The organism is Pseudonocardia broussonetiae (assembly GCF_013155125.1).
Classification (GTDB): Bacteria; Actinomycetota; Actinomycetes; order Mycobacteriales; family Pseudonocardiaceae; genus Pseudonocardia; species Pseudonocardia broussonetiae.
The window spans coordinates 1,124,351-1,137,232 of the sequence record NZ_CP053564.1 but is presented as its reverse complement, the minus strand read 5'-3'; the positions used below and the strand labels follow the sequence as shown (position 1 = coordinate 1,137,232).

13 protein-coding genes are annotated in these 12,882 nt (G+C 74.7%); 6 read left to right on the top strand and 7 right to left on the bottom strand.

The window, feature by feature from the left end; all coding sequences use genetic code 11:
* Positions 1-27 precede the first annotated feature (27 nt).
* The 3 genes from HOP40_RS36705 to HOP40_RS05570 form a co-directional block, all read right to left on the bottom strand.
* Positions 28-102 carry a putative leader peptide gene (locus HOP40_RS36705; RefSeq protein WP_372451465.1) on the bottom strand — a complete coding sequence of 25 codons (75 nt, stop codon included), beginning with the start codon at positions 100-102 and terminating at the stop codon, positions 28-30.
* A gap of 67 nt (positions 103-169) precedes the next feature.
* Positions 170-604, bottom strand: a complete 435-nt coding sequence (locus HOP40_RS05575) for a thioredoxin family protein (protein ID WP_240157529.1) — start codon at positions 602-604, stop codon at positions 170-172.
* A gap of 57 nt (positions 605-661) precedes the next feature.
* Complete coding sequence (locus tag HOP40_RS05570; RefSeq protein WP_172155293.1) at positions 662-1,477, bottom strand: LmeA family phospholipid-binding protein; 816 nt, start codon at positions 1,475-1,477, stop codon at positions 662-664.
* A gap of 205 nt (positions 1,478-1,682) precedes the next feature.
* On the opposite strand from HOP40_RS05570, the gene HOP40_RS05565 reads away from it, so the two are divergent.
* From HOP40_RS05565 to pstB, 6 genes are all read left to right on the top strand, one after another.
* A complete protein-coding gene (locus HOP40_RS05565) occupies positions 1,683-2,426 on the top strand; it encodes a winged helix-turn-helix transcriptional regulator (RefSeq protein ID WP_172155292.1) in 744 nt (247 codons plus the stop codon).
* Positions 2,427-2,436: 10 nt separating this feature from the next.
* Entirely contained in the window at positions 2,437-3,324 is an 888-nt protein-coding gene (gene mshD, locus HOP40_RS05560) for a mycothiol synthase (protein ID WP_240157528.1), read from the top strand.
* A 231-nt stretch (positions 3,325-3,555) separates the two neighbouring features.
* Positions 3,556-4,680: a phosphate ABC transporter substrate-binding protein PstS gene (gene pstS, locus HOP40_RS05555; protein ID WP_240157527.1), complete on the top strand. Its 1,125-nt coding sequence runs from the start codon at positions 3,556-3,558 to the stop codon at positions 4,678-4,680.
* A gap of 132 nt (positions 4,681-4,812) precedes the next feature.
* Positions 4,813-5,781, top strand: a complete 969-nt coding sequence (gene pstC / locus HOP40_RS05550; RefSeq protein ID WP_172155288.1) for a phosphate ABC transporter permease subunit PstC — start codon at positions 4,813-4,815, stop codon at positions 5,779-5,781.
* 221 nt (positions 5,782-6,002) lie between these two features.
* Positions 6,003-6,866 carry a phosphate ABC transporter permease PstA gene (pstA, locus tag HOP40_RS05545; protein ID WP_420821814.1) on the top strand — a complete coding sequence of 288 codons (864 nt, stop codon included), beginning with the start codon at positions 6,003-6,005 and terminating at the stop codon, positions 6,864-6,866.
* A gap of 11 nt (positions 6,867-6,877) precedes the next feature.
* Positions 6,878-7,657 (top strand): phosphate ABC transporter ATP-binding protein PstB, encoded by a 780-nt coding sequence (pstB, locus tag HOP40_RS05540; RefSeq protein WP_172155284.1) that lies wholly within the window; start codon positions 6,878-6,880, stop codon positions 7,655-7,657.
* A gap of 46 nt (positions 7,658-7,703) precedes the next feature.
* Here the strand turns inward: pstB and phoU (HOP40_RS05535) are convergent, their stop codons facing one another.
* The 4 genes from phoU (HOP40_RS05535) to HOP40_RS05520 form a co-directional block, all read right to left on the bottom strand.
* The gene (gene phoU, locus HOP40_RS05535) at positions 7,704-8,363 is read right to left on the bottom strand and encodes a phosphate signaling complex protein PhoU (RefSeq protein WP_240157526.1); all 660 of its coding nucleotides are present in this window, start codon (positions 8,361-8,363) and stop codon (positions 7,704-7,706) included.
* A 7-nt stretch (positions 8,364-8,370) separates the two neighbouring features.
* Complete coding sequence (gene phoU, locus HOP40_RS05530; RefSeq protein ID WP_172155282.1) at positions 8,371-9,027, bottom strand: phosphate signaling complex protein PhoU; 657 nt, start codon at positions 9,025-9,027, stop codon at positions 8,371-8,373.
* Positions 9,028-9,103: 76 nt separating this feature from the next.
* The gene (locus tag HOP40_RS05525) at positions 9,104-10,927 is read right to left on the bottom strand and encodes an LCP family protein (protein WP_172155280.1); all 1,824 of its coding nucleotides are present in this window, start codon (positions 10,925-10,927) and stop codon (positions 9,104-9,106) included.
* A 1,063-nt stretch (positions 10,928-11,990) separates the two neighbouring features.
* A complete protein-coding gene (locus tag HOP40_RS05520) occupies positions 11,991-12,761 on the bottom strand; it encodes a GGDEF domain-containing protein (RefSeq protein WP_205347093.1) in 771 nt (256 codons plus the stop codon).
* Between the last annotated feature and the right edge of the window lie 121 nt (positions 12,762-12,882).

Below are 12,882 nucleotides of genomic sequence, written 5' to 3'. Positions count from 1 at the left end.
AGACGAGCGGATGAGGGACGCGGATGCTCAGGAGGCGTGACACAGGCAGCTGCCGACGCGGCACAGGTCCACTGCGCGGCGACGGGTCAACGGCCAGAACACGGTACGAGCCTAACCCAGCGTCCCGACCTGCAGGAGCGTGATCCCGCAGGTCGGACGGACCCGTTCCTCACAGCGCACCCAGGGCCGGGGCGAGCGCGGCCTCCAGCTCGGCCGCGCGGGGCAGGCCGGAGACCCGGACGAACTCCGCGCCGGACCGGTCGAAGGCGACGACGGTGGGCGTGCGCAGCACCCCGAGGGCGCGCGCGACCTCCGGCCGCTCGGCGACGTCCACCTCGGCGTGCGCGACGCCCGGCTGCCGCGCCCGCAGGTCGTCGATCAGCTCCGCGGTGCGCCGGCACGGCGTGCAGACCGGGGAGGAGAGCTGCAGCAGCAGCACGCGGTCGCCGTCGGCGGGCGCGGTGCCGGCCAGGGCCCACCCGCCGGCCGCCCCACCACCGCTCGCCCCGCGGCGGTCGGCGGTGGCGCGCAGGCGCCCGTCGCGGCGGCGCAGCACCAGGCCCACGGCCGTGGCGAGCACCAGGGCGGCGACCAGCACCGTCACGCCGAGGAGGTCCACACGCGCGCCAACGCCGGCCGGTGCCGGTTTAGTCCGCGGGGGTCACCCGGTCGTGGTGGCCGGGGCGCCGAGCAGCAGGTCGGTCGTGCTGCCGCTGATCTCCAGGACGCCGTCGACGGCCTTCAGCTCGGTCGGCGTGACCTGCAGCGGGAGCGAGCCCGGGTCGACCTCGACGGTGAACCGGTCGGCCAGCGAGCTCTGCACGGACTCCGGCAGCGGCGCGGCGTCGGGGCCGCCGATGCGGACGTCGCGCGGGACGATCCGCACGAGCCCCTCGGCGAGGTCGAGGCCGACGATCGCGGAGACCTCGGTGTCCTCGCCGAGCACCGCGGTGGTGCCGACGAGCCGGGCGACCGTGTCGGGGTCGACGTCGGCGAGCGACGGGTCCGCCCCGTCCTCGACGGCCGCCTCGAGCGCGTCGGCGTCGAGCGACTCGATGCGCAGCTTGTCGACGCTGCCCAGCAGCCGCTCGATGTCGTCGGCGCCGATCCGGACGGTGCCGTCGGCCTCGGCGACGCGCAGCGACGTCGGACCGGACCCGAGCACCTCCGACAGCGGGGCGTCGACGTCGCGGAGCTGCGCGACGATCTCGACCTCCTGCAGGTCGCCGACCTGCAGCCGGTCGGCGGTGACGTCGATGCTGGAGTAGCGCCCGGCCAGCGCCTGCGTGACGAACGGGAAGCCGTTGATGCGGACGTCCGGGTCGTCGGGCAGGCCGATCTGCTCGCGCATCTGCCGGGAGACGGCCGACTCGGCGAGCGCGGCGGCACCGAAGTCGAGCCCCACGAGCACTCCGGCGAGCACCACGAGTCCGACGATCAGGCGCTTCATCCGACCTCCGACGACGACTGCGGTCACCCCGGAGACCGTAGAGCGGGGCGGGTCCCCGGCCGTCCCCGGGTCGTGACCTGTGCCGCGGTACTAGGGCTCCGGGCCGGTCGCGGGCTATTCTTCGTCGATCCGCGCGGGTCTCGTCCCGATCACGTGGATGTGAACACGGTGCGTCAACGTCGCCCGCCGTTTCTCCAGAGGGGGCGAACGACGCCCCGATGAGGAGGAACAGATGGAGCTCCTTCTGCTGACGGCCGACCCCGACCCGGGTTCGGTGCTGCCGGCGCTCACGCTCCTGCCGCACGGCGTGCGCACCGCCGCGCCCGAGGTGGCGGCGCTGCTGGACGCGGGTCCGCACGACGCGGTCCTCGTCGACGCCCGCACCGACCTGGTCGCCGCGCGCAGCCTGTGCCGCCTGCTGGGGAGCACGGGCACCGACGTGCCGGTCGTCGCGATCCTCACCGAGGGCGGCCTGGTGGCCGTGTCCGGCGAGTGGGTCGTCGACGAGATCCTGCTGCCCGGGGCAGGTCCGGCCGAGGTCGACGCCCGGCTGCGGCTGCTCAAGGCCCGCCCCGGCGCCGACAGCGGCGGCGGGAGCGGCGCGCTGGTGCTCGGCGAGCTGGTCATCGACGAGGCCACGTACGCGGCGCGCCTGCGCGGGCGGCTGCTGGAGCTCACCTACAAGGAGTTCGAGCTGCTCAAGTACCTGGCGCAGCACGCGGGCCGGGTGTTCACCCGCGCGCAGCTGCTCCAGGAGGTGTGGGGCTACGACTTCTTCGGTGGCACCCGCACCGTCGACGTCCACGTGCGCCGCCTGCGCGCCAAGCTCGGCACCGAGCACGAGCAGATGATCGGCACCGTGCGCAACGTGGGCTACAAGTTCGTGCGCCCCGGCCGCGGGGCGATCGGCGCGCCCACCCTGGAGGCCGACGACGAGGACGCCGACGCCGACGAGCGGCTGAGCTTCCGCGCGTAGGCTCGATCATGTGACCGAACTGCAGTGGCGCGCCGGGCTCGACGACGACGGCGTGGCGGTGGTCCGCGCCCTGGCCTCCGCCGCCGCGGCCGCCGACGGCAGCGCCCCCCTCTCCGACGAGGTGCTGCTGCAGCTGCGCAGCGCCGGCGCCGCGCACCTGCTGGCCCTCGACGGCGACGACCTCGTCGGCTTCGCGCACCTCGACCCGGCGGGCGGCGGCGAGCTGGTCGTGCACCCGCGCCACCGGCGCGCCGGTCTGGGCCGTCGGATCGTGCACTCGCTCGTGGACCGGGCCGGTGACGCTGAGTTGCGCGTCTGGGCCCACGGCGAGCACCCGGGGGCCGTCGCGCTGGCCGCCGAGTTCGGTCTGGTGCGGGTCCGCGAGCTCTGGCAGATGCACCGGGAGATGCCCGACGCGCCCGCCGCCGTCGAGCTCCCCGCGGGCGTCACACTGCGCCCGTTCGTCGTGGGCGCCGACGAGGAAGCGTTCCTGCGCGTCAACAACGCCGCGTTCGACTGGCACCCCGAGCAGGGCGGCTGGGGGCGCGAGCAGGTCGCCGAGCGCGAGGCCGAGCCGTGGTTCGACGCGGAGGGCTTCCTGCTCGCCGTCGACCCCTCCGACCGGCTGCTCGGCTACCACTGGACCAAGGTCCACACCGAGCCCGAGCGGATCGGGGAGGTCTACGTGCTCGGCGTCGACCCGTCGGCGCAGGGCACCGGGCTGGGCGCCGCGCTGACGATCGCGGGGCTGCGGCACCTGCACGCGCGGGGCCTGCGGCAGGTGCTGCTCTACGTCGAGTCCGACAACGAGGCGGCCGTGCGGGTGTACCGCAAGCTCGGTTTCACCGTCCGCCACAGCGATGTCCTGTTCGCCCGGAACGCAGCCCCCGCGGGCTGACGGCCACGCGCAGTTCACCGGTTCGCCATGTGACCGGCGCAACGGAACGCGCAGGTCACGGGGCGATCACGACCCCCACCGAACGGGTGTCCTGCCTCACCTTCGGTGATGTGTTCATTCCGCGTTCATCTGTTCGGGGGAGCGCGTCCACCGGCGCTACCTACCGTCCTCGGCGAGCGGCCACCCCGAGCCGCACCGACCCTTGCGGTCCTACGACGGAGGAACCTTCACGTGAAGATCGTGCGGCACAGCGCCCGTGCCCGAGTTGCCGCTGTCGGCCTGGCCACCAGCGGTGCGCTGCTGCTGGCCGGCTGCGGCGCGGCCAACGAGTCCGGCGCCCCGGCCGAGGCGGGCGGCGAGGCCGCCGCGTCGGCCAGCGCGTCCATCGCCGGCGCCGGCGCCACGTCCCAGCAGGCCGCCATGGAGGCCTGGGTCGCCGGCTTCAGCTCGGTGGCCCCCGACGCCACCGTCAGCTACGACGCCGCCGGCTCCGGCGCCGGACGCACCCAGTTCGTCGACGGCGCCGTGCAGTTCGCCGGCAGCGACTCCGCGCTCAACGACGAGCAGCTCCCCCTGGCCCAGACCCTCTGCGGCGGCGCCGACAACGTCATCCAGCTCCCGCTCTACGTCTCGCCGATCGCGGTCATCTTCAACCTGCCGGGCGTCCCGACGCTGCAGCTGAGCGCGTCGAACATCGCCAAGCTCTTCAACGGCTCGATCACCAACTGGAACGACCCGGCGATCGCCGCCGAGAACCCCGGCGTGACGCTGCCGGACCTGGCGGTCACCCCGGTCAACCGCGCGGACGACTCGGGCACCACCGAGAACTTCACCGAGTACCTCTCGGCCGCGGCCCCCGCCGACTGGACCTCCGAGCCCGACGGCGTGTGGCCGCTGAGCGGCGGCGCGTCCGCGCAGGGCACCTCCGGCGTGGTCGGCCTGGTCGGCTCCGGCGCGGGCTCCATCGGCTACGCCGACGAGAGCCAGGCCGGTGAGCTGGGCAAGGTCAGCGTGCAGGTCGGCTCCGAGTACGTCGCCCCGACGGCCGAGGCGGCCGCCGCGGTCGTCGCCGCGTCGCCGCGCGTCGAGGGCGGGGGCGCCGCCAACTTCGCGGTCGAGCTCGCCCGCGACACCACGGCGGCCGGCACCTACCCCGTCGTGCTGGTGTCCTACACGATCGCGTGCACCCAGTACGCGGACGCGGCCGTCGCCGACACGGTGAAGGCGTTCCTGTCCTACATCGCCAGTGACGAGGGCCAGCAGGCGGCGAACGCCAACGCCGGCAACGCCCCGATCACCGACGAGCAGCGCTCGCAGTTCCTGCCGGTGGTCGAGTCGATCGGCGCCGCCGGCTGAGTCGGTCGTCACCCGGCCGGCCAGATCCTGGCCGGGGAGCCCGGACGGTCGTCATCATGGGACCGTCCGGGCCCTCCCGGTCCACCCCCCACCCACCCACCAGCTTCCGCGAGAACCGCCGGAAGGGATGACGTGAGCACAGACACCAGCCCGCGGCCGCAGGCCGCGGCTCCGCCCGCCACCACGACGAAACCGGTGGTGCAGCCGGGCGACCGGGTGTTCTCCGGCCTGGCCAAGGGCTCGGGGATCCTCATCCTCGTCGTGCTCGCCGGGGTGGCCGCCTTCCTCATCGCCCAGTCGCTCCCGGCGATCGCCGCACCCGCCGACGAGATCCAGGGCGGTGGCGGCTTCGTCGTCTACGTCTGGCCGCTGGTGTTCGGCACGCTGCTCGCGGCGGTCATCGCGCTGGTCATCGCCACGCCGCTGTCCGTCGCCGTGGCGCTGTTCATCACCCACTACGCCCCGCGCCGGCTCGCCGCCGCGCTCGGCTACGTGATCGACCTGCTCGCCGCGGTGCCCAGCATCGTCTACGGCCTGTGGGGCGCCTACACGTTCTCCATCGCCTCGGTGCCCTTCCTCCTGTGGCTCGAGGAGAACCTCGGCTGGATCCCGCTGTTCGCCGGGCCCGCCTCGAACGCCGGGCGCGCGATGCTCGTCGTCGGCGCCGTGCTCGCCATCATGATCCTGCCGATCATCACCGCGGTCGCCCGCGAGGTCTTCCTGCAGACGCCCAAGCTGCACGAGGAGGCCGCGCTCGCGCTCGGCGCCACGCGCTGGGAGATGATCCGCATGGCGGTCCTGCCGTTCGGCCGCTCCGGCATCATCAGCGGCGCGATGCTCGGCCTGGGCCGCGCCCTCGGCGAGACGATGGCCGTCGCCCTGATCCTGTCGATCTCCGGTGGCGTCACCTTCAACCTGATCAGCAACGGCAACCCGGGGACGATCGCGGCCAACATCGCGCTCCAGTTCCCCGAGGCCAGCGGTGTGGCCGTCAACGTGCTCATCGCCTCGGGCCTGGTGCTGTTCCTCATCACCCTCGCGATCAACTCGCTCGCCCGCTACATCATCAACCGACGCCGTGAGTTCTCGGGGGCCAACTGATGACCGTCAACACCGAGAAGCGTGACGCGGTCGACGCCGTGATCGTCGAGCCCGCTCCGCTGCAGCGGCAGGGGCAGCTGCCCCGCTGGTCCGTGCCCGGCGGCATCGCCCTCACCGCGGCGGTCGTCGGGGGCGTGCTGGCGCTCACGGGCTTCAACACCGGCCTGTTCGTCGTCGCCACCGCCGTGCTGTTCGCGGTCGGCCTCTACGTCGTGTCGCGGATGGTCGAGGGCCGGCGCAAGGCCACGGACCGCCTCGTCACCACGGTCGTCACGTCGGCGTTCCTGCTGGCGCTGCTGCCGCTGGTCTCCGTGCTGTGGACCGTGATCAGCAACGGCCTCACCCGCTTCGACGCCGAGTTCTTCACCTCGTCGATGCGCGGTGTGGTCGGCGAGGGCGGCGGGGTCTACCACGCCATCCTCGGCACGCTGATCATCACCGCGCTCGCCGCGCTCATCTCCATCCCGATCGGGCTGCTCACCGCCGTCTACCTCGTCGAGTACGGCAAGAACAGCCGGCTGGCGCGGTCGATCACGTTCTTCGTCGACGTCATGACGGGCATCCCGTCGATCGTCGCCGGCCTGTTCGCGGTGGCCCTGTTCACGCTGCTGCTCGGGCCGGGCGCCCGCCTCGGGTTCGCCGGTTCCGTCGCGCTGTCGGTGCTGATGATCCCGATCGTCGTGCGCGCCACCGAGGAGATGCTCAAGATCGTCCCCAACGAGCTGCGCGAGGCGGCGTTCGCCCTCGGCGTGCCGAAGTGGCGCACGATCCTCAAGGTCGTCATCCCCACCTCGGTCGCGGGCATCGCGTCGGGCGTCACGCTGGCGATCGCCCGCGTCATCGGGGAGACGGCGCCGCTGCTGGTGGCCGTCGGCGTCACGACCGGCGTCAACCTCAACCCGTTCGACGGCCGCATGGCGACCCTGCCGGTGTTCTCGTACTTCTCGTACGCGACGCCCGGCGTGCCGCGCGAGCCCTACCTGGACCGCGCGTGGGCCGCGGCCCTGGTCCTGATCATCATCGTCATGGTGCTGAACCTGCTGGCGCGACTCATCGCCCGCGCGTTCGCCCCGAAGACCCGATAAGGGAGCATCCCGTGGGCAAGTCGATCGACGCCAAGAACCTGAACATCTACTACGGGTCGTTCCTCGCGGTCGAGGGCGTCAGCATGGCCATCCGGCCGAAGACGGTCACCGCGCTGATCGGCCCGTCGGGCTGCGGGAAGTCGACCTTCCTGCGCTCGATCAACCGCATGCACGAAGTCATCCCCGGCGCGCGCGTCGAGGGTGTGCTCGAGCTCGACGGCAAGGACCTCTACGGCCCCGGCATCGACCCGGTCGGCGTGCGCCGCCAGATCGGCATGGTGTTCCAGCGCCCCAACCCGTTCCCGACGATGTCGATCTACGACAACGTCATCGCGGGCCAGCGCCTGAACAACAAGAAGATGCGCAAGGAGGCCACCGACACGCTGGTGGAGCAGTCCCTGCGCGGCGCGAACCTGTGGAACGAGGTCAAGGACCGCCTCGACAAGCCGGGCTCGGGCCTCTCGGGCGGCCAGCAGCAGCGCCTGTGCATCGCGCGCGCCATCGCCGTGCAGCCCGACGTCCTGCTGATGGACGAGCCCTGCTCCGCGCTCGACCCGATCTCGACCCTCGCCATCGAGGACCTGATCAACGAGCTCAAGCAGGAGTACACGATCGTCATCGTCACCCACAACATGCAGCAGGCCGCCCGCGTCAGCGACTTCACGGGCTTCTTCAACATCGAGGGCACCGGCAAGCCCGGGCACCTGGTGGAGATGGACGAGACCAAGACGATCTTCTCGCAGCCCTCGCAGAAGGCCACCGAGGACTACGTCTCGGGCCGCTTCGGCTGAGCACGATCCGCACGCACGGCACCGGGAGCCCGGCGCGGGCCCGACCTCAGATCGGGATCGCGTCGGGCTCCCGGCCCGTCACGGCGTAGACGGTCTCGCGCGCCACGGCCACGGCGTGGTCGGCGAAGCGCTCGTAGTACCGCGCCAGCAGGGTGATGTCGACGGCCTTCGCGACGCCGTGCGGCCACGCCGGATCCATCAGCACCTCGAACATCCGCCGGTGCAGGACGTCCATGGCGTCGTCGTCGTGGTCGAGCTCGATCGCGCGGATGACGTTGCGCGAGCGCACCACCTCGGACGCCTTCACGGCGAGCGCGACGGCGAGCCGCCCCATCTCGGCGAAGTCGTCGCGCACCTCGGGGGGCAGCACGGAGTCGGGGTGGCGGCGCTGGACCGCCTCGGCGACGTGCAGCGCCAGCCGGTTCATCCGGTCGATGTCGCCCGCCGAGCGGATGGTGGAGACGACGGCGCGCAGGGGGCCGGCCACGGGCTGGTGGAACAGCAGGGCGTCGCGGGCGAGGTCCTCGATCTGCGCGCGCATCGCCTCCAGCTCGCGCTCGCGCGCGATGACCTGCGCGGCGAGGCGCTCCCGGTTGTCGAGCAGCGCGGCGGTGGCGTTCTGCAGCGAGCCCGCGGCGTGGACGCACATGCGGCCCAGCAGGTCGGTGAGGTCGGCCAGCTGCTGCGACAGCGGTGCGGGGGCCACGGGGGCGTCAGACGGCCAGCGGACCGGGCATCCGGCCGGTGACGACGTAGACGATGCGGCGGGCGACGGCGACCGCGTGGTCGGCGTAGCGCTCGTAGAAGCGGGCCAGCAGGGTGATGTCGACGGCCGGGCCGACGCCGTGCTCCCAGGCGGGGTCCATCAGCACCGTGAACATGTGCCGGTGCAGGTCGTCCATCGCGTCGTCGTCGCGCTCGAGCTCCTCGGCGCGGGCGAGGTCGCGGGAGCGGATGACGTCGCCGGCCTTGTGGGCCAGCTGGCACCCCACGCGCCCCATCTCGGCGAAGTAGCCGCTGACGTCGGCCGGGAGCACGGGGTCGGGGTGCCGCCGGCGCGCGGCCTGGGCCACGTGCAGCGCGAGGTCGCCCATCCGCTCGATGTCACCGGCGCCGTGGATGGCGGAGACGACCGTGCGCAGGTCGGTGGCCACGGGGGCCTGCAGCGCGAGCAGGGCGAACGCCTTCTCCTCGGCGGCGGCGCGGAGCTCGTCGATGCGGATGTCGGAGGAGATGACCTCCTCGGCGAGCTGCAGGTCGCTCTCCAGGAGGGCCTTGGTGGCCTTCGCGAGCGCGTCGGCGACCTGGTCGCACATGCCCGCCAGCTCCTCGGCCAGCGTATCGAGCTGCTCCTGGTAGGCGTCGCGCATGGCACGAGCCTAGAGGTGCGGGCGACCCCCGGCAGTGCGGACGGGTGAACCGGAGGTGAACGCTGGCGGACGGGCGTCAGGTGCAGGTCGCGGGGGGCGTGACGGGGGTCGCGGCGGAGGGCGTCGTGGACGGTGCGCGCACCACCCCGTCGAAGGACCGGCCGAGCACGAGCTGCAGCACGCCGCTCTCGCCGGGGTCGGGCACGGTCCGCGCCGAGGGCACCGTGGCGGCGAGGAGCTCGGCCGCCGCGGCGCGGTCGGGGGAGAAGCGGACGACGGTGTCCGGGGCGGGCTGCGGCGCGTTGCCGATCTCGTCCACGCCGAACCCGAGCGTCTCCAGCGTGCCGCCGATCTCGGCGGCGAGGCCCTGCTGGTCGGAGGCGTTGAGGATGTCGAGGGTGACGTCGGCGGGTGCGGGCCCCGCGCCCGCGGCCAGGACGGTCTGGTCGGGCAGCGGCGTGCCCTCCCGCAGCGCGGCGAACAGGGCGGCGGCGTCGGCGTCGCGGACCAGGGTGTTGCCCTGGCCGCTGGTCTCGGTCGACGTGGGGACGGCCGTGAACGTGACGCCCTCGGCCGCGAACGTGCGCACCGAGCGCGCGGTGGCGAGGATCCGGTCGAGGTCGGCGTCGTCGGCGGTGAGCGCGGCGCCCAGCGCGGGCCCGAGCGAGCCGGTGCGCGCGGGGTCGAGCAGGACCTCGCGCGACAGCGTCTTCTCCAGCACCGCGGTGACGAGCCGCTGCTGGCGCTCCAGCACGCCGCGCCCGCCCGCCGGGTCGCCCGCGACGGTCCGGGCGGCCACGAAGTCGCGGGCGCGCACCCCGTTGAGCGACGTCGTGCCGGCGGCGGGGACGACCGGGCCCAGCAAACCGTCGACGACGGGCTGCTCGACGCACACGTCGACCCCGCCGACGGCGTCGACGAGGTCGCCGATGCCGTCGAGGTCGAGGCCGACGAAGCGGGTGACGGCCAGGCCGGTGAGCTGCTGGACGACGCGCGTGACGCACTGCGGCCCGCCGACCTGGAACGCCGACATCAGCGGCGTGCGGGCCTGGGCGGGGACGGTCTCGTCGAGGTAGTCGCGGGCGGCGGGGTCCCAGCGCCGGCACGGCGGCCGGTTGACCTCCAGGTCGTGCGGGACCGACACGCCCACGACGTCGCCGCCGCCCGCCGGGACGTGCGCGAGCAGCACCGTGTCGGTCGGCGCGCCGCCCGCGGCGCCCGCGGGCTCGGTGCCGACGATGAGGACGTTCTCGTCCCCGGCCTGCGCGTCGGCGTCGACGATGGCGCCGGAGTCGGGGTCCAGCGCCGTCACCTGCGTCACGGCGGCGTCCAGGCGGGCCTTGCCGACGTACTGGAACGCGGTCACCGCGAACACCGCGAGCGCGAGGACGGCGACGAGCACCTGCGCGATGCCGGGACGCACCCGGACGCGCTCGGGGAGCGGGGCGGGGGCGTCGGCGTCGGTCCGGGCCAGGGTGACGCCGGCGTGGGCGGCGGTGAGCCGGGTGAGGGTCTCGTCGATGCGGCGGACCTCCTCGGCGTCGTTCGCCCGGGCCGCACCGGTGGGGCGGGCCTCGCGGCGTTCGGCGTCGGCGGGTGACTCAGGGGTTCCTGGTGCGCCGGGGGTCTCGCTGACGGGTTCGGCGCTGTCCGGGCGCCGGGTGTCGGGGCGTGCGGTGTCGGGCGGGGTGGCGCGGCGGCGGCGGCCGGTGGCGGTGGTGCCGGTCGTCGACGCGGCGGTGGTGCGGGCCGTACGCGGTGTGGCCCGGGCGGTGCCGTCCGGGGTCCGGGCGCCGTTCCGCGGGGTGCCGTTGCGCGGTGTGCCGGTGATCGGCGTGCCGGTCCTGGGTGCGCCGCCGGCGGGGGTGCCGGGGGTGCGGGTGCCGCCGGCCGGTGCCACCGGGCCGGGCCGGGCCGGGTTCTGCGCCGGTGCATGGGCGGTCGGGCCGGTCCGCCCGGGACCCTGCGGGGGTGCGGGCAGGGGAGCGCGGCCCTGCGGCCCGCTCGGGGGTCCGTCCGGGGGTGGGGCGGCGCGGCCGTGGGCGGACCGGCCCGCGGCGGGGCGCGCCGGCGGGCCGGGGGGGCGCGTGCGGGGGCCGGACTGCCCGGTGGGGCCGCCGACGACGGGACCGCCGCCGACGGGACTGTCGCCGACGGGACCGCCGCCGACGGGACCGGGGCGATCAGGACCGCCGCCGACGGGACGACCGCCGACGGGACGGGGGCCTGACCGGGAGGTGCCGGGATCGGAGCCGCCGGTGCGGGGTGGGGGCTGTGACGATCGGGGCTGTGCGGACCGGGGCGGGGCGGAGGGGGGCTGCGCGGAGGGGGGCTGCGCGGAAGGGGGCTGCGCGGAGGGGGGCTGCGCGGGCACGGGGCCGTAGCGGCCGGTGCCGGAGCTCCCCGGCCGGGCCTGTCCGGGCCGCCCCTGTTCGGGCCGCCCCTGTTCGGGCCGCCCCTGTTCGGGCCGCCCCTGTTCCGGCCGTCCCTGCTCCGGCCGACCCTGGTCGTACCCGGGCCGGTCCTGCGGTGACCGCCGGGTGCCGGGCTGCCCGTTCGGGGGCGCGGACCGGCCGTCCGCGCGGCTGCTCGGGCGCGGCGGGAGCCCGGCCGGGGGAGGGCCGAGCGGCGGAGCGCCGGGCGGCGGGACCGGGTGCGCGGCGGCGTCCCGCTGCTCCGCGGCCCTCCGGCGCGCGGCGCGGCCACCCGGCGTGCGGGGGCCGCGGCCGTTCACGTCGTCGGGCCGGGGATGGCGCGGGGCACGGTCGTGACCGTCCTCCATCGCACCTCCCGTGGCCCGCGACTCAGCGGGACACGAGCGTACGGAGCCGCCCGGGTTTGATCACAGCCGGGTCACGTGCCGCAGCGACGTCCCCGGTCGGGCGCGGGCGGCGCACGCAGCAGCGTCCCGCGCACGACAGGACGTGCGCGGGACGCCGGGAGGTGCGCGGTTCGGCGGGTCGTCAGCCGGTGGTGCGCTCGGTCTGCGGGATGGCGCGGCGGTGCGCGGCGGCCCCCGCCAGGCGGACCAGGCCGGTGCGCGGGTCGCGGAAGGCGACGGCGTTGCGGCCGGCGTTCTTGGCCGCGTAGAGCAGCACGTCCGCGGCGCCGACGACCTGCTCGACCTCCGGCGGGTGGCTGTCGGAGTGCGCGACGCCGGCGCTGACCGTCACGCGCAGCCCGGGGTCGAGCTCGGCCCACGGGTAGCGGTCGATCCGGTCGCGGGCGGCCTCGCAGACGCGGACTGCGGCCGTGAGGTCGTGGTCGGGCAGCACGAGGGCGAACTCCTCGCCGCCGTAGCGGGCGCAGAACCCGCCGTCGGGGAGGCCGGAGTCCAGGAGGGTGACCAGCCGCTGCAGCACGCGGTCGCCGAACTGGTGCCCGTAGGTGTCGTTGACCTGCTTGAAGTGGTCGGCGTCGACGATCGCGACCGACAGCCCGAGCGCGCCGCTGCGGACGGGGGCGTCGAGCAGCGCGAGCAGCCGCTCGTCGAGGTAGCGGCGGTTGTAGCTGGCGGTGAGGCTGTCGCGGCGGCTCTGCTCGCGCGCCTCGGCGTGCTCGCGGCGGAGGCGGTCGAGCTCGTCGGTCGGCGCCGGGCGTCCACCGAGTGCGCGCATCGCGGCGCGCAGGTGCTCGTAGGCCTCCTCCCAGCGACCTTCCGCGGCGAGCTCCTCCGCGGCTGCCGTGTGCCGGGCTACCGCCCGGGGCGGCGTTCCCGTCGTCGTTCCCACCATGCCCACCTCCTTCTCGTACCCCCTCATCGACTCCGCGCCCGTGGCGCTTGAGCAGGGCCACCCCTTCGCGCGCGGCGCCACCCGACCGGGGAATCGAAGATCAACACCGGTCACCCGACGA

Bases quoted from the DNA above. Each gene is read 5' to 3' on its own strand.
- phoU (WP_172155282.1), bottom strand. From the start codon at position 9,027: ATGCGCGACGCCTACCAGGAGCAGCTCGATACGCTGGCCGAGGAGCTG.
- pstA (WP_420821814.1), top strand. From the start codon at position 6,003: ATGGTCGAGGGCCGGCGCAAGGCCACGGACCGCCTCGTCACCACGGTC.
- HOP40_RS05520 (WP_205347093.1), bottom strand. From the start codon at position 12,761: ATGGTGGGAACGACGACGGGAACGCCGCCCCGGGCGGTAGCCCGGCAC.
- HOP40_RS05565 (WP_172155292.1), top strand. From the start codon at position 1,683: ATGGAGCTCCTTCTGCTGACGGCCGACCCCGACCCGGGTTCGGTGCTG.